This is a genomic window from Paenibacillus sp. sgz302115, from assembly GCF_056120445.1.
The window spans coordinates 1,147,672-1,171,530 of the sequence record NZ_JBVYOK010000001.1 but is presented as its reverse complement, the minus strand read 5'-3'; the positions used below and the strand labels follow the sequence as shown (position 1 = coordinate 1,171,530).

Annotated in this window: 20 protein-coding genes; 15 read left to right on the top strand and 5 right to left on the bottom strand. The window is 45.8% G+C overall.

Annotated features, from left to right (window positions below):
* Positions 1 to 7 precede the first annotated feature (7 nt).
* Positions 8 to 4,432, top strand: coding sequence for a hypothetical protein (locus AC0LWN_RS05355; RefSeq protein ID WP_474663507.1), 4,425 nt, complete (start codon positions 8 to 10; stop codon positions 4,430 to 4,432).
* 12 nt (positions 4,433 to 4,444) lie between these two features.
* Here AC0LWN_RS05355 and AC0LWN_RS05350 read toward each other — a convergent pair whose 3' ends face one another.
* On the bottom strand, positions 4,445 to 5,137 hold the full coding sequence (locus AC0LWN_RS05350) for a response regulator transcription factor (protein ID WP_474663599.1): 693 nt from the start codon (positions 5,135 to 5,137) through the stop codon (positions 4,445 to 4,447).
* 90 nt (positions 5,138 to 5,227) lie between these two features.
* Between AC0LWN_RS05350 and AC0LWN_RS05345 the strand changes: the two genes are divergently transcribed.
* The 10 genes from AC0LWN_RS05345 (at position 5,228) to AC0LWN_RS05300 (ending at position 15,867) form a co-directional block, all read left to right on the top strand.
* On the top strand, positions 5,228 to 6,598 hold the full coding sequence (locus tag AC0LWN_RS05345; protein ID WP_474663506.1) for a sugar phosphate nucleotidyltransferase: 1,371 nt from the start codon (positions 5,228 to 5,230) through the stop codon (positions 6,596 to 6,598).
* Between the two features lie 9 nt (positions 6,599 to 6,607).
* Positions 6,608 to 7,696, top strand: a complete 1,089-nt coding sequence (locus tag AC0LWN_RS05340; protein WP_474663505.1) for a PAS domain-containing sensor histidine kinase — start codon at positions 6,608 to 6,610, stop codon at positions 7,694 to 7,696.
* A gap of 194 nt (positions 7,697 to 7,890) precedes the next feature.
* Positions 7,891 to 8,274, top strand: coding sequence for a recombinase family protein (locus AC0LWN_RS05335; protein ID WP_474663504.1), 384 nt, complete (start codon positions 7,891 to 7,893; stop codon positions 8,272 to 8,274).
* 82 nt (positions 8,275 to 8,356) lie between these two features.
* Positions 8,357 to 9,124 carry a recombinase zinc ribbon domain-containing protein gene (locus AC0LWN_RS05330; RefSeq protein WP_474663598.1) on the top strand — a complete coding sequence of 256 codons (768 nt, stop codon included), beginning with the start codon at positions 8,357 to 8,359 and terminating at the stop codon, positions 9,122 to 9,124.
* Positions 9,125 to 9,662: 538 nt separating this feature from the next.
* A complete protein-coding gene (locus tag AC0LWN_RS05325) occupies positions 9,663 to 10,460 on the top strand; it encodes an ABC-three component system protein (protein ID WP_474663597.1) in 798 nt (265 codons plus the stop codon).
* Complete coding sequence (locus AC0LWN_RS05320; protein ID WP_474663503.1) at positions 10,390 to 10,674, top strand: ABC-three component system middle component 7; 285 nt, start codon at positions 10,390 to 10,392, stop codon at positions 10,672 to 10,674. The genes AC0LWN_RS05325 and AC0LWN_RS05320 overlap by 71 nt, the downstream gene beginning before the upstream one ends.
* Positions 10,664 to 12,277 (top strand): DUF2326 domain-containing protein, encoded by a 1,614-nt coding sequence (locus AC0LWN_RS05315; RefSeq protein WP_474663502.1) that lies wholly within the window; start codon positions 10,664 to 10,666, stop codon positions 12,275 to 12,277. Before AC0LWN_RS05320 ends, AC0LWN_RS05315 begins: the two co-directional genes overlap by 11 nt.
* A gap of 225 nt (positions 12,278 to 12,502) precedes the next feature.
* On the top strand, positions 12,503 to 13,183 hold the full coding sequence (locus AC0LWN_RS05310; protein ID WP_474663501.1) for a hypothetical protein: 681 nt from the start codon (positions 12,503 to 12,505) through the stop codon (positions 13,181 to 13,183).
* Between the two features lie 181 nt (positions 13,184 to 13,364).
* A complete protein-coding gene (locus AC0LWN_RS05305) occupies positions 13,365 to 14,588 on the top strand; it encodes a hypothetical protein (RefSeq protein ID WP_474663500.1) in 1,224 nt (407 codons plus the stop codon).
* Positions 14,589 to 15,048: 460 nt separating this feature from the next.
* On the top strand, positions 15,049 to 15,867 hold the full coding sequence (locus AC0LWN_RS05300; RefSeq protein ID WP_474663499.1) for a hypothetical protein: 819 nt from the start codon (positions 15,049 to 15,051) through the stop codon (positions 15,865 to 15,867).
* A gap of 35 nt (positions 15,868 to 15,902) precedes the next feature.
* On the opposite strand, the gene AC0LWN_RS05295 is transcribed toward AC0LWN_RS05300, so the two are convergent.
* The 3 genes from AC0LWN_RS05295 to AC0LWN_RS05285 all read right to left on the bottom strand — a co-directional run bounded on the left by AC0LWN_RS05295 (position 15,903) and on the right by AC0LWN_RS05285 (position 18,346).
* Positions 15,903 to 16,619, bottom strand: coding sequence for an SAM-dependent methyltransferase (locus tag AC0LWN_RS05295; protein WP_474663498.1), 717 nt, complete (start codon positions 16,617 to 16,619; stop codon positions 15,903 to 15,905).
* A 5-nt stretch (positions 16,620 to 16,624) separates the two neighbouring features.
* A complete protein-coding gene (locus AC0LWN_RS05290; RefSeq protein ID WP_474663497.1) occupies positions 16,625 to 17,257 on the bottom strand; it encodes a TetR/AcrR family transcriptional regulator in 633 nt (210 codons plus the stop codon).
* A 303-nt stretch (positions 17,258 to 17,560) separates the two neighbouring features.
* Positions 17,561 to 18,346 (bottom strand): PaaX family transcriptional regulator C-terminal domain-containing protein, encoded by a 786-nt coding sequence (locus AC0LWN_RS05285; RefSeq protein ID WP_474663496.1) that lies wholly within the window; start codon positions 18,344 to 18,346, stop codon positions 17,561 to 17,563.
* A gap of 188 nt (positions 18,347 to 18,534) precedes the next feature.
* On the opposite strand from AC0LWN_RS05285, the gene AC0LWN_RS05280 reads away from it, so the two are divergent.
* Entirely contained in the window at positions 18,535 to 19,221 is a 687-nt protein-coding gene (locus AC0LWN_RS05280; protein ID WP_474663495.1) for a metal-dependent hydrolase, read from the top strand.
* Between the two features lie 142 nt (positions 19,222 to 19,363).
* Here AC0LWN_RS05280 and AC0LWN_RS05275 read toward each other — a convergent pair whose 3' ends face one another.
* On the bottom strand, positions 19,364 to 20,197 hold the full coding sequence (locus tag AC0LWN_RS05275; RefSeq protein ID WP_474663494.1) for a MurR/RpiR family transcriptional regulator: 834 nt from the start codon (positions 20,195 to 20,197) through the stop codon (positions 19,364 to 19,366).
* Between the two features lie 185 nt (positions 20,198 to 20,382).
* Between AC0LWN_RS05275 and AC0LWN_RS05270 the strand changes: the two genes are divergently transcribed.
* Genes AC0LWN_RS05270 through AC0LWN_RS05260 form a run of 3 tightly spaced genes read left to right on the top strand, consistent with a single transcriptional unit; the run spans position 20,383 to position 23,846 of the window.
* Entirely contained in the window at positions 20,383 to 21,261 is an 879-nt protein-coding gene (locus tag AC0LWN_RS05270; protein WP_474663493.1) for a DUF8171 family membrane protein, read from the top strand.
* Complete coding sequence (locus tag AC0LWN_RS05265) at positions 21,254 to 23,038, top strand: ABC transporter ATP-binding protein (protein WP_474663492.1); 1,785 nt, start codon at positions 21,254 to 21,256, stop codon at positions 23,036 to 23,038. Before AC0LWN_RS05270 ends, AC0LWN_RS05265 begins: the two co-directional genes overlap by 8 nt.
* Positions 23,010 to 23,846, top strand: a complete 837-nt coding sequence (locus AC0LWN_RS05260; RefSeq protein ID WP_474663491.1) for an energy-coupling factor transporter transmembrane component T family protein — start codon at positions 23,010 to 23,012, stop codon at positions 23,844 to 23,846. The genes AC0LWN_RS05265 and AC0LWN_RS05260 overlap by 29 nt, the downstream gene beginning before the upstream one ends.
* Positions 23,847 to 23,859 lie beyond the last annotated feature (13 nt).

The window sequence follows — 23,859 nt, the reverse complement described above, 5'->3', positions numbered from 1 at the left end:
GTTCGTCTTGAAACAAAGGATTTGGATATACCGATACGATCTTTATGCCATCGGTGCGATCATTGTGCTTGTGCTGTTATATATTCTTCCTCTTTACGGAAAGGGACAGATTGTGTTCAGCGATTTGGACTTTGGCGGCACATCACAGCGTTATATGGAGGAAATTGTCGGTGTCTGGAACGAACGATGGTCGACCTCAACCTTGCTCAACGCGCCCCGGCTGCTCTATATTCTTCCCTTTTACTTGTTGTCGCTTGCCAGCGGGGACAGTGGCCCGGTTCTGCTTAAGTCGTTCATCACCTGCGTGCTGCTCGTTTCGGCACTTTCGATGTATCTTTTCACTAAACGGCTGGTCAGCGTATATTATTCCAGACATTTTACGTTTGTCCGCATTATCGCCTTGCTCCCGGGTGCGTTGTTCTATGCCCTGAACCCTTGGGTGATCTTCCGTATTCAACATGTATATTTGCTGTGCGGGTACAGCCTGTTCCCGCTTGTGCTGATGTTTTTCCTGAACGCCTTCGACCCGAAGTTTCAAATACAGCGGATCGAGAACTACAATTTCCACCAATTGTACCGCCGCAACGTGATTGATCTGTTTATGCTGGCCGCTGTATTTACCGTCAGTGCGGCAGCCATTCATTATTTTTTTTATGGTCTCATCTATCTGGCCATGCTCACAATTTTGCTGCTGATCAAACTGAGCTGGGTTCACAGGAAAAGTGGCCGGGCTATGCTTGGCGCGCTGTACCGGAATTTTTTGCTCAAAGGCGCCATATTTGGCCTGTTTTTCGGACTGCTCAGCTTTTACTGGCTGTCTCTGTACTTTGGCAGCATCTTGATGGGTGCGCAGGTGTCCCAGCACAACATCAATGTGGTGGACACGCTGACGCTGTTCAGTAGAAACAGCAGTCCCGTCAATGTACTGTATTTGATCAGCTATTGGTGGCCGATGTTCCCGTTGTCCTCCTTGCCGCTGTCCTTTTACATCTGCGGCGGCGTGCTGCTGGCTCTGATTGGCTGGGCCATGCTGAGCTGTTCGCTCCGGTATTCCCTGATTCTGATGTTTACGCTGCTGACGGTATTGTTCACCGTTATAGCTACGGGGGTCAACATTCCCTTATTTGCGGGCATGTTCGTGCAGCTTGTGACCAAGACGCCGGTGATCGGCTCCATCTTCCGTGATCCGAACAAAATCGTCGGCCTCATCGCTGTCAACTTCAGCGTGCTGCTGTCCTTCGGCTTGCTTCAGGCGCTTGAGCGGATCAAGCGCCCTTTCTTCGGGCGTGTGTTCAAAACGGCAGCAGTGCTGGCAGTGGTCGGCTGCCTGTGGGTATATGTCCAACCGCTGAGGGACACATTCATCAAGGGTTACTATAAACCGGTCAAGGTGCCGGAGGAATACAGCCAATTAGCCGGGAAACTGCCGGACTCCACGCAATCGGACGACAAGGTGCTCTATTTCCCGGTCGCTGACAATATGATCCAAAGCAGCAATGGCGTAGCCACACCGGCGTGGAACAAGGGAGATACCTGGATGGAAAAAGCGACCGGAGATTTCCAGGTGTACTCCTCGCCGGCCAATACGCTGTTCCATCATGAAGGCAATGAGCCGAGCATCACCTACTACATAAACTTTCTCCAATATTTGCTGGATAACGGGTTCAGCTCCAAATTGGGGAAGCTGTTTGTTCCGTTCGGAATCAATCAGCTTGCCTACCATCATGAATATACCGGACAGGAGATGCGGCAGGCATTCAATGTACAAATGCTGGATGCGCAGCAGGGACTTGAGAATACCTATAGCAACCCGTATTTCACCCTGTACCAGCTGGCGGACAAGCTGCCCTACATGTCTGTTATCCCGCACAAGGTGGTTACTCCGTATGGCTTCAGCCGCATGGAAGGCTACAGCCACCAGCCCGGCTTTGGATTTTCCAAGTACGGTGTGCTGTTTCCGGGGCTGAATCCTGCGCTGCCTCTCCTGCAGTCCGTCAACGAAGGTGATTATGTGGAGGCGGCTTCCTTTAATGATCTGCTGCTGTCGCAGCTTCCGGCAGATCATTACCTGTATCCGTTCGACGCCATTGAGGATGGTAATCCTTTTTTGAAATGGTCCAAAACGTTGCTGTCCAACAATGACTGGCTGTGGTATCTGGCCTCCCGCAATATCCATAACTATGCGTTTGATATGGATATGAATGCCGGTACGGCCGTTACCTTCGCAACGAGTAAGCTGGATGTTCCCGCCTATTTGTTGGATCGGATCAAAGGAAACACCGTCCTCGATTTCAATAAGGTGCTGCAGACGGACAAATTTTTTACTCCAGACAACCCGGAGCTGTTCAGTGTGCAGGCTGCTCCCCGCGGGCCGGACAATCCCCTGCCGGTGCTACACGGGGAAATTGTAGAGGGGAAGCCGAATAACATTTGGCAGGTCGCCAAATCGGGTTTGATGGAGGCGAAGGAGAACAACCCCTATCAATTTTCAATTACGGCCTCAGGCCGCGGAACCAATAAGCTGCATTTCAAGGTCCGCTTTTACAACGCAAGCGTGGACGAGCTGGACATCAGCTATGTGGTGGCTCCGACGACAGAAAACAACTTTGACGGGGCCCGCTTCTACGGGGAATTTGTAACGCCGCCAGAGACGAAGTGGATGCGGATTGATTTGCTGACCGAGCAGCGGCCGGAGCAGAAAAGCTACTGGTGGATCCACGACATGAAGCTGGATGATCTTGGGGCATACAAGAAGCCCAATACCTTCGTTATGCATAAGACCGTAGCCAAGCAGCAGTTGACGCAGGTGTATGCACGGGTGTTCGTCAACCGGTCGGGAGGAACCCTCCGTGTAGCATTTCCTGATGGAACAGTGGATGTTCCCACGCAAGATGCCAGTGTCAATCAGTTTCAATGGGTGGATCTGGGACAGCATTTGCTGCCGAAAGGGGAGGTGGACATCTCCGTAACGAACTTGAAAGGCTTCAATGCGGTTAACGTACTGGCAATCGTTCCTGAGGAAGAACGCGAGGAGCTGGCTCTTCCCGTCAGGCAGGCGGTTGACCGGGGAAAGCTCTTCATGCTTCTGGAAGCCGAGAACGACTTTATCGGTTCGGGGAATGTGCAGAGCGAGCGGGCTTACCCGGAACTGAGCATGGGACGCGGAATCAGCTACCAGGACGGTGAGCTGCGCAGGACAGTGGAAATTTTGAAAACCGGAGATTATTCAGCAGCGCTGCTTGCCAATATACCAGCCGCTTATCCCGGTATTCTCACGGTAACCTTCACTAATAAGGCGACAGGGGCCGTTGTGACGAGAACCATTCGGAGCGGGCCAAGCCAAAGCGGGCATTCAGACACAGACAAGGTCATTGAAACCGACAATCTGCAGGAGGTTTTTGCCAAAAAGCTCATTTCGCTTCCCACGGTGTTGTCGGACTACACCCGTAAGGAAATCGGAGGCATGCATTTGACCAAAGGCAGCTATACCTTGTCGATCACGTTCAAAAGCGCTGTCCCATCGCTAAGCTCGGTTAAGGATTTTCACCTTCTGGATTCGAAGGAAGTGAAGCCTGCCGCCGCAACGGAGGCTTCCGGACAGCCCCCCTCTGAGGGAAATCCCGAGGTCAGCCTGGGCAAATCGGAGATGCAGCAGTCGGAGGGCCAGCTTGAGCTTCGGTACTCGGCAACCCTTTCTTCCAACTGGTATACTTATGCTTCTGCCAAAATACCGGCGGCGGCGAACGAGGAGTATCTGGTAAGGTTCGATGCGATTTCGGAGAACGCGCCGGACCGGCACCTCAAGGCTGTGTTCCTCAACAAGAACTCGGAAATTCTTGCAACGGCCTTTATTGACGAAATCGAGGAAAGCTACAAAAATAAATGGAACCATTATGAGCAGATCCTCAAAGCGCCGGAAGGAACTGCATTTTTGCAGCTTCAGGTTCTGGCACGGGGGGATACCCAGGCGGATGGCAGCTTCCGGATGAAAAACTATTCGGTCATCCCGTATAAGGACATGATTATGCTCGATCAATTTTTGCTTGCCGAAGGCAACGATGCCGCCTCATTCTTCATCACCCCGCCGCAAGAGGAGAAAATTAACTTCAAACGGCAAAACGCGATGAGCCGCAGATTTACGTTGAATAACCCGGAGCATGAGCGGCTGCTGATCAATGAAATCGAATCGCCGAATCCGTTGTGGGAGTTTGAACTGAACGGGGACAAGCAGCGGGCCCGCATCGCCGTCAACGGGGTGACAACGGGTTTTATCACCAGTGAGAGCGGAAGCGGGAAGGTCGTCATCATTCTTCGCCGCCACTATTGGCTTGGCATTGGGCTGCTGGTTGTGGGTGTACTGGCCGGAGGGATGTACATGCTTCCTCTAAGCAGATCGTTGCGCAAAAACCGGAAGTTGGAGCGGTCTCTATAATTTAAGCGGACTTCATAAAACATACTTATATCCGGCACCCCAGACCGTTCTTATGAAACGCGGATTTTTAGGGTCGGCTTCAATTTTTTTGCGCAGGCTGGCAATATGTACGTCGATGGTGCGGTCTAAGTAAGCGCGATTATTTCCCCTTATCCTGTCCAGCAGTTCATTGCGCGTGAATACTTTGCCGGGATAGCTGTGCAGCAGCTTCATAATCTCAAATTCAATGTTGGTTACCTCGATCTCTTTGCCACTGACAAAAACACTGTGTCTATACTCATTCACGGCGATCTCGTCCTGCTGCGGGGGATCGGACGGAGAGGGTGGAAGCTGTGCGACAGCAGAGGACCTGCGCAGTAGCGCCTTGATTCTGGCATTCAGCTCTTTCAGGCTGAAGGGCTTGCATAGAAAATCGTCAGCTCCGTTGTTGAGCGCGCGAATCCGCTCCGACAATTGGGTATTGGCTGAAATCATCAGGATAGGTGTGGAGGAACGCGTCTGGAACGCCCTGACCAGCGCGTTGCCGTCCATTTCGGGCAGCATGAGATCAATGATAATAACATCAGGCTCAAATGTGCTGAGTGACTGCAGCGCCTCCTTGGCATGGTGGAAGCTTGTAACCTGGTATCCTTCCTCTTCAAGGAAAATAGCGATCATGTCGGCTAGGTTTTTCTCATCATCAATAAGAAGTACTTTGTTGTTCATCATGAATCCTCCTTGCAGAAATAGATTGAAAATATTACCTATAGTTAATTATATAAAATAAATTGTCATTGTCATTAAGGGAGTGGGAGTATGCGGCTAATATTATTGTCAGGCGGAGCGGGCAAACGCTTATGGCCTTTATCGAGTACCCATCGTCCGAAGCAGTTTTTACCGGTTTTGCAGCACGAGGGAAGGCAGGAGAGTATGCTGCAGCGGGTATGGCGGCAAATCTCAGATGCGGGGCTGGCAGAGGTGTCGCTGTTCTCGGCCAGCAGCGGGCAGCGTGAGCTTATTCATGGACAGATTGGCAAGGAAGCTCCGATTGTAGAGGAACCGGAGCGCAGAGATACCTTTCCGGCAATTGCTTTGGCGGCGGCGTATTTATACAGTGAGGCCGGCTGTGATCCGGAGGAGACTGTCGGGGTTATGCCGGTGGATGGTTATACCGACGATTCTTTTTTTCAGACCTTAAGTGAACTCCCCGGTGTACTGGAGAGCTTGAGCGCGGATATGGTGCTGATGGGAGTCGCTCCCGGTACACCTTCCTCCAAGTTTGGTTACATCGTTCTGCAGCAAGCCTACGAAAGCACCGGCGCCTACTTTGTTCATTCCTTTGTGGAGAAGCCTGCGGCGGCTAAGGCACAGAAGCTGATTGATGAGGGTGCTCTATGGAATTGCGGGGTTTTCGTGTTCCGGCTGAAATATATACTCTCTGAGCTGCGGAGGCGGAAGCTGCCTGTGAACTATGAAGAGCTGCGGGCCATGTACAGCCGGCTCCCGCGCATCAGCTTCGATATAGAGATCGTGGAGCGGGCAGAGCAGATCGTAGCGGTTCCTTTTCAGGGGGAATGGAAGGATATAGGGACTTGGAACTCGCTCTCGGAAGTGATGGAGAACCGGGTGAGCGGGAACGGATATGTGTGTCCGTTGTCCGCTGATTCTCATATCATCAATGAGCTGGATATCCCTGTCAGCATATGGAATGTGCCTAACATCGTCGTGGCAGCCGGTCCCGGCGGCATTCTGGTTACGGACCGGGAAGCGTCAACGGACATTAAAGAGATGGTCGCGAAAGTTGAAATCGCCTCCCGGTTTGAAGAAAGGTGGTGGGGAAGGGAAACGGTGCTGTCACGCAAGCAATCCAATGCAGGCGGCGTGGTCACAAACCGGATTGTTATTTCTGCGGGCTGTTTTCTCAGCTATCATGAGCATACCCTGCGCAAAGAGGTGTGGACCGTTATTGACGGTGCGGGCGAGGCATGCCTAAACGGTGTTAAGTTCCCGGTTGAAGCGGGTTCTGTCATTATTGTAGAGTTGGGCATGAAGCACTCCATTCTGGCCTACAGTGAACTGGAAATGATTGAGTCCCGGATCGGCAAGGAAATTTCAGACCATGACATTGTCCATTATGACAATCCTTGGGGAAAAGAGGACAGGGAAACCAAAGTATATATGCGATGAGAAGATATAGTGAAACAGGGAGTTGTGATGGTGAAAATAGTGCTGGAGAGAGAGCGGAGCAATGCGCGGGATATGGAATCCTCGGAGGTAGGCATCATTCTATGCGACCTCGGGGGGAAAATTGTTTACATAGGCAACAAGGCAGAGGAATGGTTCGCTCTGGGGGAGATGACAGGGAGAAATCTTACGGATGTAACCCAAGCGCTGGAACGATATATTCAACCGGCGGCTTATACCCTAACTGAGAGTATACAAGATTTTTTAAGAGGGGAAATGTCCTTTAAGCGGATTGAGTTTGTGTATGCCCGCAAAGAGGAGCGGCTGTTCTCGCTGTATCTCAATCCGGTAATGGATTCCCGCAAGATGAAGAATCATGGTATATTGCTGGAATTTAGGGCTTGCAGTGCTGAGGAACAGGTGAACAGAATGAGGATAGAGCGGCTGGGTATTGTCACCCACGAAATAAGGGCTCCTCTAATGACGATGATGGGATATGTGGAAATGCTGATGGAACACGATCTCTCTGAAAAGAATAGAATGCGCTTTTTGGAGATTATTAGTGCCGAAGGCAACCGGCTGTCCAATCTGCTTGACGATTTGCTGGATATTGAGCAGATAGAGTCCTTCCAGCTTACCTATCACAAAACATATGTATCGCTGGTTGAACTGGTCCATAAGATGGCCGAACAGTGGAATTTGAAATCCTCCCATTATGTTTATGTGCATTCCGAGGTTGAAGACGCTTTTGTCTACGCTGATCAGAGCAGATTAATCCAGGTACTGTACAATCTGTTCAGCAATGCCAAGAAATACTCTCCCGGACACAACCGTGTAGATATCCACATAGGAGAAGACGGACCATTTTTTTTCGCGGAAGTAAAGGATTATGGCATGGGAATCCCCGAAGAATTGCATGAGCGGTTGTTTACTAAATATTACAGGGTGGAGCAAGCCGGGCAAATTCAAGGCAGAGGATTGGGCTTATATATCAGTAAAAAAATAGTAGAAGACCACGAAGGCAGCCTTTCGGTAACCTCTGTACCAGAACAGGGAAGCGTGTTCCGTCTGTGTCTGCCGAAGCCGAGCCATTTGGAATGAATGCTGCAAACCTGCAAACCTGCAAACCTGCAAACCGAATAGAATTGATCCATTCTTCATCAATATAGGTAAGCGAGGGGCGTATTCGTATGTTAATCTGTTGATATTGGTGGGGGGATGGTGAAAAATATTAAAAGCTTTCGTGGCTATTCACGGGAGCTTTTTTTAACTTTGGCATGTTGAAGACAAATTGTATGATGGTGTGGTCGTCATGGCGTCTTGGCCGTGGAAAGAATAAGGATTGGGCACTCATTAAAGATCCATTCTTGAACTCGGAGACGGTAATCATCACCCCAAGCAAGATATACGATCTGGAGGTGAACGATGACGATGTATCGTTTGATTTTATGTCCATCTCCGCCAGAATTGGGTATAAAACGATTAAGCGCAGAATGAAGCAAGGAAAAGAAGCAGCAGCTAAGAAAGGCATGTGGACGAATGGTAAGCCACCATTGCCTTATTACTATGATAAGAATACAAGGTCGATACTGGTCGATGAACGAAACGTCCGATTTATCGGGCGATTGTCGAGAAGTATCCGAACGGAACAAGCCTGGGGCATACCGCCATTTGGTTGACGGATAACAAGATACCGACACCATATCATATTAAGCCGAATGGAAAGAACAAGGGCTGGTCGAACATTACGGTTAACGTTTACTGGCAAGTGAAATCCATTTGGGTTACATCACTTATGGTAAAACCCGTTCCAAGCGTGGTCAGGTGGAGTTTGTACCCGAAGAAGAGCGGATTAAAGTCATGGGAACACATGAAAAGCTAAAAACACCGGAAGAACATGAAGCGATTATGGAGTGGTTGCTTAAGAATCGCATGTTGAATCCCAATTCAAGACATAACATTTTTCCTTTGTCAGGCTTGCTTTATTGTGAAAAATGCGGTTCGCGGATGAGGTTTCGGGTGGGAGAGAACAAGAAGCAGGGGCAGCACTGGAGTGCATTGTGCTATCACCAGTACAAAGATGGCAGCAAATGTGAACAGCTTGGCAAGGTAATGGACGCCGATTTTTTTAATGCTCTATATGATCGGATTGTTCATGTTGTTCCGAAAATCCTGCGGGAGATTGAGTTGCATGGCAGCCGTTACAATGATACACAGGCGATCATCGAGGTCAAAGAGCAGAAATTGAAAAAGCAGAAGCGGGCGCTGGACAAGCTGCATGAATCATATGAAGAGGACATGATAACGAAGCAAGTATTTTTGGAGCGTAAAGCTATCCGGTCTAGGCAGATACAGAAGCTGGAGGAAGAGTTGAAGGACTTGTGGAAGGTTGTAGTAGATGAAGGGAATTATCCGACAGTAGACCAAATAAATGAGCGGATAGGTGAGTTTAGGGAGTTGTGGAGCGCTTCAGTGACGAGTGAAGAGAAGAATCGGGCGTTGAAGAAGCGTGGAGCGGATTGTGTATGATCGTAAAGGAATCGGGTGGAGTTGACGGTTTGTTATAAATGAAGATAGGTATGTTTTTTCTTAGTATTGTGTCCTTAGATGTGAAGTCGGTCATATTGATGGTCATACATGAGATGTGATAGGCTCGCTAAATACATAATGTCGATGAAGTTTTAGGAGATACATTAAGAGAGCAGTGCTATTAATGATGAGGTGGTGGCCGGGTAATTATTCCTTAAATCTCTTAGCGGAAAATCCGATCTTTTTAGATCGGTTTTTTACGTTATGGGGTTTCAAAAGGTCAAAACAGAACACTAGTTTGGAAGGATGTGGATATCAAATCTCGAAATATGTATATTAGTGTAATTTTGGTTTTGTCAAATGGAACATATTGTCGATACATAGTGTGTTGTTATGGAGGAGTACAAACCAATTACTCATTTAAAAAATTTCTTCTTACCTTAGGTTATATCCTTTTTTATGCAATTAAGTGAACTATACTATTCAAGCGACAAGCAAATTAAATAATGTCAAAAGTTATGGAGTGATAATATTGGAAATGCCTGAAGAACTAAATGATCCTTATCTCATAAAGAGAATTTCCATTACAGATAATATAGACAATGCTCATTTGCTAGAAGTAGATGGGATGTGTCCTTTATGTGGGAGTTACTTGCTTATACCAAAAGGTAAGCGCATGAATAAAAAGTATCAAATTGCGCATATATATCCGAATAGTCCAACTCTTGACGAAGTAAAGGAGCTTCAGGGACTTGAAAGACTTGGTACTAACTGTGAAGAATTCGAAAATAAGATTGCCTTATGTAAGGATTGTCATGGATATTATGATGACCATAAGGCTAAAGAAGAGTATTTGAGATTAGTTAGCATTAAGAAAACTCTATTAAGGGCCGCTAAAGCCAAGATTTCCACTTCACATCAAGACTTAGAACAAGAAATAATTTTAGTTATAAATTCATTATCGAACATTGATCATTTAACGCTACAAAAAATGAAATTAGAATATCAAGCCTTAAGAATATCAAGCAAAATTGAGGAGACATATACGATATTAAAGGTTAAAATAGAAACATACGTTTGTGTTTATTTCAATTTCATAAAAGAAACATTCCAGAACTTGGATCAATCTAAGCAAATCAACTTTGATCTAGTTGCCTCTGAAATCAGAATAAGCTTTTTGAAATGTGAAGAAGAAATTACAAGTAAAAGTGAAATATTTGAAGCTCTTGTTAGATGGATAAAATCCAAATCAGCAGGTTCTACAAATGAAGCTTGCGAAGCAGTCATATCGTATTTTGTTCAAAGTTGTGAGGTGTTCCATGAAGTTGCCCAATAAATTATATAGTTATAAAGACAGCACTATAAGCAAATTTCCTATTATATTAGATGCTTTAGTTAAAGACAAACATTTAACTATTTCTGATTTGTATGTAAGTGTTATCGACAAAATGGAGGATACTACTGAATTTCTAGATGCTCTAGAGTGTTTATTTGCATTAGGGAAAATAGAATATAGTTTTGAATTGAGGAGAGTTTATAATGTTATATGAAATCATATGTGAAGAATTTAAACAGCAGAGAATTGAATTTTCTCCTAACTTAAATACTGTTTTAGGGGATGACATTGGGACTAACTCTATTGGAAAGTCTACTTTTTTAATGGTTGTTGACTTTGCTTTTGGTGGGAAGGATTATGTTTTGAAATCTTCAGAAATTCAAAGACATGTTGGTAGCCATACAATTAAGTTTTGTTTCATTTTTAACAAAGTGAAATTTTTTTTCTTAAGAAATACTGATGACTTGGAAACAGTGAGTAAGTGTGACAAGGAGTATAATATTGTCGCGAATGTAACACTTACTCAATACTGTGACTTTCTAAAGGAACAATATAATGTAAATCTATCTGATATTAGCTTCCGTGATATTGTTGGAAGATATTCAAGAATATATGGGAAAGACAATTTAAACGAAAAGCGACCTTTAGATATTGTTCATAATGAATCTGCTGGAGCCCCAATTAATGCTCTTTTGAAATTATTTGGATTGTACAATGTAATCTCACAATTAGAGGTTTCACTAAAGCAAAGAGAAACTGAATTAAGCGCATTTAAAAGTGCACAAAAATACAATTTTGTATCATCTATTGGAAAACGAAAGTATAATGCGAACTTGAAAGAACTGGTTGAGCTTGAAAAAGAAAAAGAGGGCATTTCCAGAGATCTGGATAATAAATTATTGGATATAGACTCATTAAAAGCTGACGAATTAATTAAATTGAAACAACGACTTTCCGTTGTAAGGAGACAGAGAAGCAGATATCATTCCCAACTCGTAATTATAGAAAATAATGTAAAAGAAACTTCTACTATAAAGTCAGAACATTTAGATGATTTATTAAGGTTCTTTCCTGATGTAAATATACGAAGTATTGAAGAAGTGGAAAAGTTTCATCATGAGTTACGAAATGTCTTAAAGTCAGAATTGAAAGAAAAGAAAGAGGAGTTAAACCGATTAATATCCATTTCACAAAATGAAATTGATGTTATTGAATCAAACATAAAAGAAATTATTCACATACCAAATTTATCAAAGGCGATCTTAGCAAAATACTCAGGTTTACAAAAAAAGAGTGAAGAACTAGAAAGTGAAAATAACGCATATTTAAAGTTGATCAGCCTTACTACTTCCAGGGACGATACCAAAGCTAGAAGAGATCAAATGAAAAAAGAACAATTACAGCGACTACAAATGGATATTAATACCAAAATGCAAGAAATAAATGATTATATTTATTCTGGTAAGAAAAAACCGCCAATTATTACATTTGAAAAAAATCAATATAATTTTGAAACTATTGATGATACTGGTACAGGCACTTCTTATAAGAACTTGGTAGTATACGATCTAAGTGTATTGGAGTTAACAGTATTACCAGTCTTGATTCATGATTCTGTAGTATTAAAGCAAATAGCTGATGAAGCGATAGAGAAAATATTGAAAAAGTATAAGAATATTGACAAGCAAATCTTTATTTCATTTGATAAAAAAACAGCATATACAACAGAAAGTCAAAAGATACTAAATGAAACAAAGGTTTTAGAGCTTTCAGCAAACGGTAGTGAACTATTTGGAAGGTCATGGAACAATAAATGATTTAAGAATATGCGAGAAAAGATTGTGGTACTTATGAAAGCTGGGAAGCATATACGAGTGCTTCTCAGCTTTCATATTAATTTCATTTGAAAAATACAGATGATTAGGCCAGGGGGGCGAGCTTCCTATGTTAATTAACATCTTTAAAATGATAAAAAATGATTTTTCTTTACTATGAGATGGGGCGTTTTATGGTAAAGCTAAACTATATTTGGTGGTGATAAGATGAGTCCTGGTCCAACTATTGACCAATATTTACTTTCAACCTGTTTATTCATTATCGATGAATTTAACGAGTTGTATAAAGACATTTCAAAAGAAGACCTAAAAAGAATCGCAGATGAAAGTTATAACGAAATGGACATCTGTGTAAGACTTGGGTACCCGTTCCGACATATGGCTCACTATACTGTAGGGGACACAAAAAAGAGAGATTCTGGAAAGCTGAACCATGATATTTATGTAAAATCAAAGGATTTCAAAATTGAAGTGAAGTATCTGAAAAATTGGAAAAGTTCATCCGGGACAAATTCTGCAAGTAAGAACTGGAGGGTTTATCAAGATGACTTTAACTGGTTATCAAATGAAATAGGAGAAGGAAACAAAGGTAAGCGAGCATTTGTTATTGGGTGGTTTAATTGTGTTAGCAATTTCTCTTCGCTAATCCAGTTGGGTGATGGGAAGACTGCTGGGAATAGACCACTGGCCAGCGAACATAAAATATGCTACTTTCCCTTTCTCAGAAGAAAAAACGTACCAACTTATACAAGTGATTTGATCTACAATTATAACAATGCAGCATATAAGGTCTTACCTGTGAGTTTGATTGGAGAAGTGGACGTAGACTATAGCTGTTTATTTTTAGGGAATGACCAGGATGTCTTTCATTTTGTAATATACTTTTAATAGTTACAAAAGCAAAGATTATTAACACATTTTAATTTTTGAGAAATCCTTCTACATAAGTTACCATCAACGAATCATGGGCCCTTGAGAGGTCTGTTCTATTACTACTGTCATTTATGAATAGGATCAAATGCTGCATTTAGGGAAAAAGCTTAATAAATTGTTATATGGGAGGATAAAAATGAATGTCTTGTTGCTAGGTGCAGGAGCATCCAAAGCATATGCACAATCAAAAACAAAGATTAAAATGCCAATAGCTAAAGATTTTTTTCAAACTTTTAACAGATTAGAAATATCTAAAAAACCTGATGTATTGGTTGGAGATCTAATTAATTATCTTAGGAAATATCATAAAATGAAGCCGTTAGATTTCATGAACTATTCTGAGGATATTGAAAATATTCATTCTGAAATAAGTGATAAAGTTATAAGTTATGCAAAAGAAAGTAAATACTATTTTGATGGTAATAATCCAGATGAGAAAATTCTTGCCTATAAAGCTTATATGCAGGTACTGTTTTTGTTCAATAGTGTAATAAATGAGATACAAAATGGTGATATTTCTAAGCCACACCAAAACATTGCCCAGAATCTGAAATCTGATGATGTGATTTTAACTTTTAATTGGGATACATTAATGGATAGATCATTGGAAAAGGTTACAAACTGGAATGTAGATAGTGGTTATTACATAACCCCTCAAGCAATATATAATGACGGTTGGGTTGCATGTAATGGCAAGTCAACCAACAATGCGCCACTCTTAATAAAGTTACATGGCTCAACTAATTGGTTAACAAGCCATATGAGAATTGAAAATGGAGTTTGGAAGTTAACACAAGAACTATCTCCAGATGTTTTTTATGTTTACAGAAATACATTTAATCCGTATGATACTTTTAGAGGGAGATATTGGAGCGGGTATGAACCGTTTTCTTACGGTTATTATCCGCCAAACATTCCAGATAAGGGCGAAAAAGCACCCGAGGGATATGTTATGGCTAGGTTATCTTCGAATTTTGATCCAAGAATTCAGAACAATATATCAGGATCAGATGGACTAATATCAATGCCAGTAATCATCCCACCAGTAAAGCAGAAAGAGTATAATTTGTTTGGTGATGTATTTGAAACGTTATGGGAAAAGGCCAAAGCAAGTTTAGTAAAGGCAGATAATATCATAATTATTGGGTATTCCTTTCCAAGAACGGATTATAGAACAGATGAATTGTTTAAAAAAGCATTTTGCCAAAGAGGTACTATGCCGAAAATTGTTATAATTAATCCTGCACCTGATGAATTGAAGCAGAGATTTATATATGATTATGGTATTGATGAAAATTTAATACGAGTTGAAAAAGCTTATTTTGACGAAATGTTTAATATAGCATCAGTGTTGCAATAACAAATCTATTTGACATACATGATTGGCTTCCGCGAAAGGTCAGCATCTCCAATGCGAATTATCAAAGCATATTGAAAGCCGTGTGTTGCTAGTGAGGACAATGAGCGCTACATTTATCTAAAGCAGTATCCGAAGTTTCATGCCTTTACAGCATGAAACTTTTTCGTCATCAAATTTATATCTGAACCTTCAGAATATATTGAAAAAAACTTTGGTTTAAATTAATATACGACTGATTGCCAAGCTAAGGTCTGTCTTCTTATCTATTAGGTATAGCTAGTCATTGACCCACACGTACCTGTCATTAATGGGAGGTTCACGTGAATCAATTATGTAAAGAAGCTTCTGCTGTTATTTGGCGGGAGTTTTTTGTTACGCATGAATAATTAAAAGCGGTGTAACTTGTTGTACACATCTTAGTTATATACTCGAAGTATAACTTTATTTTGGAGGAAACAAGATGACAAACACTAACATGAAAAAAGCCGTAATTATATTGAGTTTCTCGATTCTTATAACTGCATTTTCCGGTCAGGCTTGGGCTGGGCAAGGTACAAATACTTCAGCACCTGCTTATGTAATGAGCTCAGATAGCAAAAATCCTTATGAGGTTGCTGGCATAAACGATCCGGCAGAATTTACGGCTTATTTTGCCAAATTACAGAAAGCTGTTAAGGAGAACAAGCCCGCAGAAGTGGCAGATCTGATCTCCTATCCAATGAATTTAAACAAAGACAACAAAAAGTATGTTATTTATAACAAGAATGAATTTATTAAGAAATACGATCGCATCTTCACTTCTCTTGCACGTGAACATCTGCTAGCTCAAAAAGTCGATAAGCTGTTTGTGAACTATCAAGGAATTATGGTTGGAGATGGAGATTTGTGGATGGGTAAGCAAAACAATAAGCTTGGAGTTATTGCGGTTAATATCAGTACCAATCCATATGAAGTCGCAGGCATCAACAATCCAATCGTATTTGAGCATAACTTTAGTTTGCTCCAGAAAGTCGTCAAAGAAGGAAAAAAATCCGAAGTAGCCAATTTAATGGTGTACCCATTGAAAGTGAATAATAAGGGAAAAACCATACAAATCAAAACCAAGAAGGATTTTATTGCAAAATACGACAAAATCATGACTGCTAAAATTAAGAAGGCTCTATTAGCACAAAAAGTTGATAAAGTATTTGTCAATTCGGAAGGTGTTATGATTGGAAACGGAGAGCTGTGGATTGGACAGTTTGGAGAGCAAGTTGGTGTATTCGTTATAAACCAGTAGTTGGTGTTACAAATCCACAATCCATTTCTTCGGATTTACTTCTTTTGCAGTTCGAAAGCGATAAAGTTCAGGTATTTCCCACCGCCAGCTTCCATTGTTTTGCGGTCATTGACCGCAATCTCATTTTCTTGGTTCAGCCACTCCTCCCAAAGTTCCTCGTTGCCCTCCATCTCGTATATGGAAATGATTTCGGCGTCTTTACATTGACTTACAATTTCTGTCCAATAGTGAATATCACGCAGATAGATAAGCTGTTCCGGTGTCCACGAGAGAAGCAATTCTTCCGGCAGATTATCATGGCAATCCTTTTTCATGCCGGGGACACAGGCATAAATATAACCGCCGCTTTTGACGAAAGGCAGTAGCTTTGCATCCAAGTATTCCGGGTCGCGTCCCCAATAATTATAAGAATCTGTGCTGACTACCGCATCGAAGAATTCTTTTTCAAATGGCAAATCGGTGGCGTCAGCCTTGACTGCTGTAATCTGTTCGTGGGTTAGCCCCATCTCGTCAAAGAATTTGCGGTTTTCCTCCGGGTCACTCCACAAATCGGCGGCGTAAACAGTGAAGCCATAATCGTGAGCAAGCATAACGCTTGTAAGCCCCTGCCCGCTGCCCAAGTCGCAAACGAGGCTTCCGGCGGGAATTTTATGCTTAATAAGCATTTCCTCCTGCAATTTTAAGGGGTTAGGTCCCATCATTTTTGCTTGTAATCTGGGTAAGTCGTATTTTTGGCTTTTAATATATTCCATTGTGATTACTCCTTATCTTTACTCATTTTCGCTATGTTTTTTTGCATAAAGCGCTCGATGTGCGCCGCAAAAAGATTCGCGGCTTCCTCTTTATCCGGAGATACGTCATAAATACTTAACAACAGGTAATATGGTGCATAAAACTCAAGTGCTAATTGCTTCGGATTACTTTTGTTCAAAATACCTTGCTCTATCATTTCACGGAACAAATCCTCCATGTAATCTACCGGCCCGCCTGCAAGGCACTTTTGATACAGATCTGCCATATCAGGATTTCTGTATTGCTCCAATGTAATCATTTTGCGGAAATTGCAGCCAAAATCATCCTCTGTCCAATAGCGGAATTGCGCCTTGATGAAGGAGTTTATTTTATCCATAGAAGTATTGTGGTATGGCAATGGTGCTTTCTCGAATACTTCTTCTGGAACCTCAAATTCCCGCGCTCGCTCATAATCCATTTGATAGATACGCTCCACTATGCTGTCAAATATATCCCGCTTATTCTTGTAGTGCTTATATAAAGCTCCTTTTGTCATTCCAAGCTCCCCGGCAATAGCGCTAACCGAAACAGCTTCATAGCCATCTCGCGCAAACAAGCGGAGCGCGGTATGCAAAATATTTTCTTTTGTATCCGACATCTAAAAACCCTCTCTCAGCAGCAGTAAACCGTCGTTCACTGCTTATTATAGTAAACGAACGTTTACTTGTCGATAGGTAGCGCCTTTTATTTGCGAAAAGCCATATCGCTGAATTCCATGATTTCAGCTTGATAGGTCATATTAGGTGGCTTTTTGTCGCTTTCCGTGAATCTAATGATTTGGAATTGTTAGATGAAGCAGGCTCCTTAAGAATCTTTTGGCCCCCGGCAAGCGGGAGACCACAGAATAAAAAGCGCAAGAGCAGCCTGCGGTAAGGGCTGCTCTTGCGCTTTTACAAATAATCTAACTAAATTTCGCATAAAACGAATCACGGGGGATGGCTGCAGCTAGTAGCTGCCAGCGTCCGGTAAACTCTGTGATTACACGTTTCCCCGGCCAGTTGGCGGGAAGCAGTTCATCCGGCAATGAAGGATCTGCCATAAGCAGGCCGCTGAGCACTTCTCCAATCTGCAGATAGCGCAAGAAGAGGAGCAGCGATTGTCCCTCCCGGAGTGCCTCGTCCATTAATGGAGTGAACTCCTGCTGCAGCCAGCTTTGTTTTTCCTCATACATAGCCTCAATCTTGTCAAGCTGCCAAATGGCATAGGCTTTGTCGGGGGTGATGGAGCCTGTCTCAAATTGCCCGTGCAGAATCGAGACTTTGCCCTCAAGCTGGAGCTGCTGAATCTGTTCAGCAACTTCCTTCCGATAATTCCAGGGCGAGATGTATACACTGTTATACAGAAGCCCGAAGCCAAGCTGCAAAATTGCAGTGCGAAACTGATCGCGTTTCTTGCGTTCCTGTTCGGGAACCTCAAGCATGACTACGTCCCAGGTCTTGTCCCATGGCTCGAGAGAGCGGGCCGGCTTGCTGTTAATGGAATGGATGTATGAACGTCCGGCTGCTGTAATCTGATACAAGGAACGGGACGGGGATGAGATATATCCTTCCTTTTTCAGACGGGATAAGGCATTGCGGATATAGGTGGAGGTATAGCCCCTCAGCTCGTAGATTTCAACAAACTGCTGGGCTCCCATCTGATCGACTCTGGATAACAGGAACAGCATTGTCTTTTCAACGGACAGCAACTCGTCTCACGCCTCTCTTGACAGGTGATGAAAATAAAATATATTATAAATACATACGGACGTCAATTAATTGAGTATATTTGATTTCTGGTGCCGAACCGAACCTTTTGTCACTTTGGTGTCATTGTAACGTAAACTTTATGTTTTTGCACGGCCCAAGTCCATTAGAAGAAGAGGAGAGATCAAGCTTGAAAATCATTTATCACGGCCATTCCTGCATACAGATGGAGACGAACGGCAAGTCGCTGATTATTGATCCGTTTCTTAGAGGCAATCCCGCTGCGGTCACCAAACCTGAGGATATTCAGACGGATATGGTGTTGCTGACTCATGCCCACATGGACCATATTCTCGATGCTGCACCGATAGCCTTGCAGAATAACGTGCCAGTTGTGTCAAATGTGGAGTTGGCAACCTATATGGAGGGGAAAGGCGTCCAGACCATTGGGATGAACATTGGGGGAACGGTTGATTTTGGTTTTGCCAAAGCAACGATGATTCATGCTTTTCACACTTCGGGCATTACATTGGAAGATGGTACAGTAGTCTATGGTGGTGTGCCTGCGGGCTTCATCATTCAGGCGGAAGGACGTACGATTCTGCATGCAGGAGATACCGGGCTGTTCGGGGATATGAAAATGTTCGGCGAGCTGTATGACATTGATCTGGCAATTCTGCCGATAGGCGGACACTACACGATGGGGCCGGAGCATGCGCTAATCGCTGCCAAATGGCTGGGCGCTAAGCAGGTGCTTCCCATCCATTACAACACTTTCCCGCCGATTCAGCAGGATGCTGTAGCCTTTGTTCAGGCTCTTGGCGAGGCCGGAATTGCAGGAACACTGCTTGCATACGGGGAGTCGCTTGAGCTGTAGGGCGGGAGACGCCGGTACTGCATACATTACAGGTTGGACATTAAGGACATCACTTCGGTGGTGTTCTTTTTTGGTAGGACCCTCACTCGTTGTTGAAGTGAGGGTCCTTGCCGTTTAGCAGCGTTAATGGAGTCGCGAAGCTTCAGTTCCGGGGGAGCTTGCTGCCATACCGCGATCGCAACTGCTGGAGTTTGTCCAGCTTACGCAGGCTGCTGTCCTTGTGCAGCAGTCCCACACCGAGAATCAGATTCTCGATAATGTAGGTTGGCGCAACCATGGAATGAAACTCCCAGACCTCGCCGCGTCCCGCATACAGTACAATGTCGGCATCCTGCGAGCGGGGATAGACCAGCCTGTCCGTAATCAGAATGACCAGATAACCCGCTTCGCGGGCGTAATCCAGAATAACCTCCGTCTCCGGCAAAAGCTGAACAAAGCCGAACACCAGCACAACATCCTTTTTGCCGGCATGCATCAGCGTTTCCAACAGCTCGTGGCCGCTTGGCGCCATTCGCTTGATTGACAGCCCAAAGCGGGCCATCCGGTATGCCATCAGTTCGGCGAGGCCCGCGCAGGGGCCGGGGCTGTAGATATAGACGCGCCTAGCCCCGGACAAAGCTTCAATCGCACGTTCCAGCAGCTCCCCATTCAGATAGCGGGCGGTTTCAGCCAAGTGATGCGAGGCAACCTCCAGCAGCATTTGCGGCAGAGATCCGCCGTCCGTGCGCTGCATCGCATCGCGCATTTTAACTGAAGGGGTGGATTCGAAGCGGAACCGCAGCCGGCTTTTGAACTCCTTGGCATGCTTGTAGCCTACTGCTTTCCAGAAGCGGGAGACAGAAGCGATGCTCAGGCCCAGCTCATCTGCAATTTCCTGCTCCGTCATATAGAGAACGCGTTGCTCATTTTTTTGAATAAAATCGGCAATGATCCGCTGGTTGGGTGAAAAAGCACGGCGGTTCCAATCTTTGTACATGTCGGCCTGCCTCCTGAGGAATGAACTCTATCTTATCCAAATAGTAGCCCCTAATTATGATGTAAATATTTTTACAGCGTTAAAAATGATGAAAAAAACATTACGCTGGCTTAACAATCGGGAAAAGCTGCCGTGACACGCCCTTCCTATACTTAAGATAAATTCCTGGAGGGGGCCGATTGTTCATGAGTACGTTAAAGTCGCGTTATACGCTGACCCAGTCGCAAAAAATGATGGTTTTTGTGTTGTCGATGTCACTGTACGGGTTGTCCAACATGTTCACCGAGCTGATTCCCAGCGTTCAACTGGGGCCTATTGAGCTGTCTGTCGAATACTTCGCTTTTATCCCGCTTACCCTGTGCATGCTGTTTCATCCGCTGTATGCGGCAGTCGGCGCGGCAGTCGGAGAAGTGATCTTCGGCGAGCTGATGCTCGGCCAGTTCGGCGGCCTTGGGGAGCTGGAAAAATTCATAACCTTCTCTCTGGCGATGTACACGGCAGGCCGGATGGTATCCGACCCTAAGAACCGCTTGCAGGTCGGGGTTGCGGCGATTAGCGGGGTAGCGATCCATCAGTTTTTCAGCTCAGTGATCGACATTGTCAAGGTGTGGGTAGGGGTGGAAGAGCTGGAGGCTGTTAAAGGGCTGGCCGAAAGTATTGTTGTGATCGAAGGGGTCGGGTTCCTGAATGATGTGCTGTTCTCCGGAATTCTGTTCGCGCTGCTGCCGACGATGTATCTGGTGCCACGTCTTTATGGAAAAATTGAACCTCTGCTGGGGATGAAGCCGCGTGAGCGCGGGATGCAGTATACGTCTGGAGCCTGGCTGTCACCGAAGCTGGTTATCGGCGGCACGCTGCTTGCCGGGCTTGCTCTCGGTGCAGAGCTGCTGTCGGAATCCGGCTGGAGCATCGGCGAGTTCGAAGTGCCGGGAGCGGAGTCGCATGAGGGGAGCCTGATCTGGGTGAGCATGCTTGTAGCGGCTGTTATCGCGGCTGTGGTAATAGTGGCACTACTGCGCCGCGCCGCCCGCAGGCGGCAGAAGGCGGGGCAGCTGGATGGATAAGCCGCAGCCGATTCTGGAGCTGGACCAAGTGAGCTTCACCTATCCGGGAGCAGAGCTGCCGGTGCTGCGGGATGTCTCCTTGACGCTTCACGCCGGTGACTTCACTGCTGTCATCGGCAGCAACGGATCAGGAAAGTCCACCCTCTGTAAAACCTTCAACGGTCTGATTCCGCATTATTACACCGGTGACTTCTGTGGAGAGGTCAAGCTGAACGGGGTTTCTACAGCGGGTCAAAAGGTCAGCCAGCTCTCCAGGCATCTGGGGTACGTGTACCAAGACTTCGAGAACCAGCTGGTCCGTCCAACTGTGCTGGATGATGTCATTTTCACCCCGCTGAACTACGGGCTGCCCGATTACAAGGAGCGGGGTCGGCGCGCACTGGAGCTGACCGGGCTCACAGGACTTGAAGGCCAATATATCTGGCAGCTCAGCGGGGGCCAGAAGCATCTGCTTGCCCTCGCCGGAGCGCTTGCCATGGACCCGGATATTCTTGTCATTGACGAGCCGGTGGCCCAGCTTGATCCGCAGCATGCCCGGCAGATCTATGATATTCTGCGCCGCCTGAATGAGCAGCACGGCAAGACCATCGTGGTCATCGAGCATCATGCCGAGTTTATCGCCGAATACTGCCGGACTGTTGTCCTGATGGATGGCGGCAGCCTGCGCTGGCATAAGCCGGTGCGTGAGGCGCTCTCCTCGGTGGAGGAGCTGCTCGCGCTTGGCATTTATCCGCCGGATGTGACCCGGGCGGCGTGGATGCTTCAGCCCGGGCCGCATGCCGGGGCAACCTATCCGCTGAACAGCCGGGAGGGCGAAGGCTGCTTTGTACGTCGATGGGAGCAGATGCAGGCGGCAGGACATGCAGTGCCGGAAGCCCCGGCAGCGCTTGCCGGGAAGGCGGATTCCGCAGCGGAAATGGCGGGCGAGACCGTTGTGAGCATGGAGAAGGTTAAGCTGTCCTACCGGACGATTCACAAGACCCTGCACCCGGTGCTGAACGGAATCAGCCTTAAGCTGCGGGCCGGGGAACGTATTGCGCTTATCGGCAATAACGGAGCGGGCAAGTCTTCGCTGATGAAGCTGATTGCTGGGATGGTCTCGGCTACGGAAGGGGATGTGCATGTTAAGGGAATGCGGGTCAACGGGCAGCCGCCTGAGCGTCTGGCCGGGATTGCCGCCTACGTGTTCCAGAACCCGGAGGACATGTTCATCGACGATTGTGTGCGCAAGGAAATCGCCTATTATCTTAAGGCCAGGCGGCTGGCCGATACAGAGCAAACGGTAGAACTGATGCTGAAGGCTTTCCGCCTGGAAGCACTCGCGGAGCGGGATGCCCGTCTGCTCAGCGGCGGACAGCAGCGCCGGGTCTCGCTTGCAATTGGCGCCGCTGTCCGTCCGGCGGTTATGCTGCTGGATGAACCGACGGCCAATCTGGATATCTCGACAAAGCAGGAGATGATCCAGGTGCTGCAGACGCTGCGCAGCCATGTGGAGACGGTGGTGATTGCCACACATGATATGGCGCTGGTGGCGGAATGGGCCAGCCGGATTATCGTAATGAATGAAGGGCGGATTATCGCGGACGGCAGCAAAGAGGAGATCTTTGCTGATGGTCAGCTGCTAAGGCGCGCGGGACTGGCAGAAACCCAGCTTATGGAGCTGAGCCGGATGCTCAGACTTCGCGTCATCTGCAGCAATCTTGATGAATTTGTGCAGCATGTCCAGTGGAGAGAAGGGGGAGCTGATCATGGTGGAAGCCGTCAAACGGGCACTTAACCGGATCTCGGTTGAGCAAATCAAGCTGGAGCTGCTGGGCAATGCCTATAACAGCAGCAGCACTTTTCTAGGCAAATTGGACCCCCGCACGCTGCTGATCTGGTATTTATTCTTCGCCATCACGCCCTGGTTCGTGCACAACCGGACGATTCTGCTTGGCATGTTTGTCTTTATGGTCTTTACCACAGTTCTATCGCGGGTCAGTCCCTATATTATCTTCATACTCTGTCTTGGGCTGATCAGCCAGATCGGCTGGATGTTTCTCTTGTCGCTGTTCTTTGGAGGCGGGGCCGAGTCGGTGCTGCCGATGCTGACGCTCACACTCAAGCTATCGGTCATTTCACTTGCAAGCATTACCGTCTTCACAAGCCTTGATCCCGAGCGGCTAAGCGACGGGCTGTCCTCACTGGGTATCCCGGATGCCTTTGCCTTCAGCCTGTCTTACGGGTACCGCATCCTGCCAACCCTGCTGGAGGAGTTCCACCAGATTCTGCTGTCCTTCCGGCTACGGGGGCAAAGACCGCAAAAGCATGGATTTCTGTACCTTCGGACAGCAGTTTATTATTTGAAGATCATCGTTCTGGTCTTCTATCCCCTGATGCTGAACACAGCCAAACGGTCACGCACCACCGTAGAGGCGCTGGAGACCAGAGGATATACGTACGCCCTGAACAATCCCAAGGTAAAAAAGCTGAAGCTGTCCTATTTGAAGCTGAAACGGATGGACTGGATATTTGCCTCAGCCTCCGTTCTATATATTATCCTGCTGTTTTCGCTGGGTTCGTTGTATCCTAATCTGCTTTACTGACACTTTTATCACA

Excerpts from the sequence above, each read along its gene's own strand:
- AC0LWN_RS05310 (WP_474663501.1), top strand. The coding sequence starts at position 12,503 with ATGAGTCCTGGTCCAACTATTGACCAATATTTACTTTCAACCTGTTTA.
- AC0LWN_RS05260 (WP_474663491.1), top strand. The coding sequence starts at position 23,010 with ATGGTGGAAGCCGTCAAACGGGCACTTAACCGGATCTCGGTTGAGCAA.
- AC0LWN_RS05335 (WP_474663504.1), top strand. The coding sequence starts at position 7,891 with ATGATGGTGTGGTCGTCATGGCGTCTTGGCCGTGGAAAGAATAAGGAT.
- AC0LWN_RS05300 (WP_474663499.1), top strand. The coding sequence starts at position 15,049 with ATGACAAACACTAACATGAAAAAAGCCGTAATTATATTGAGTTTCTCG.
- AC0LWN_RS05290 (WP_474663497.1), bottom strand. The coding sequence starts at position 17,257 with ATGTCGGATACAAAAGAAAATATTTTGCATACCGCGCTCCGCTTGTTT.
- AC0LWN_RS05350 (WP_474663599.1), bottom strand. The coding sequence starts at position 5,137 with ATGAACAACAAAGTACTTCTTATTGATGATGAGAAAAACCTAGCCGAC.
- AC0LWN_RS05275 (WP_474663494.1), bottom strand. The coding sequence starts at position 20,197 with ATGTACAAAGATTGGAACCGCCGTGCTTTTTCACCCAACCAGCGGATC.
- AC0LWN_RS05265 (WP_474663492.1), top strand. The coding sequence starts at position 21,254 with ATGGATAAGCCGCAGCCGATTCTGGAGCTGGACCAAGTGAGCTTCACC.
- AC0LWN_RS05270 (WP_474663493.1), top strand. The coding sequence starts at position 20,383 with ATGAGTACGTTAAAGTCGCGTTATACGCTGACCCAGTCGCAAAAAATG.
- AC0LWN_RS05325 (WP_474663597.1), top strand. The coding sequence starts at position 9,663 with ATGCCTGAAGAACTAAATGATCCTTATCTCATAAAGAGAATTTCCATT.
- AC0LWN_RS05345 (WP_474663506.1), top strand. The coding sequence starts at position 5,228 with ATGCGGCTAATATTATTGTCAGGCGGAGCGGGCAAACGCTTATGGCCT.
- AC0LWN_RS05320 (WP_474663503.1), top strand. The coding sequence starts at position 10,390 with ATGAAGCTTGCGAAGCAGTCATATCGTATTTTGTTCAAAGTTGTGAGG.
- AC0LWN_RS05315 (WP_474663502.1), top strand. The coding sequence starts at position 10,664 with ATGTTATATGAAATCATATGTGAAGAATTTAAACAGCAGAGAATTGAA.
- AC0LWN_RS05305 (WP_474663500.1), top strand. The coding sequence starts at position 13,365 with ATGAATGTCTTGTTGCTAGGTGCAGGAGCATCCAAAGCATATGCACAA.
- AC0LWN_RS05295 (WP_474663498.1), bottom strand. The coding sequence starts at position 16,619 with ATGGAATATATTAAAAGCCAAAAATACGACTTACCCAGATTACAAGCA.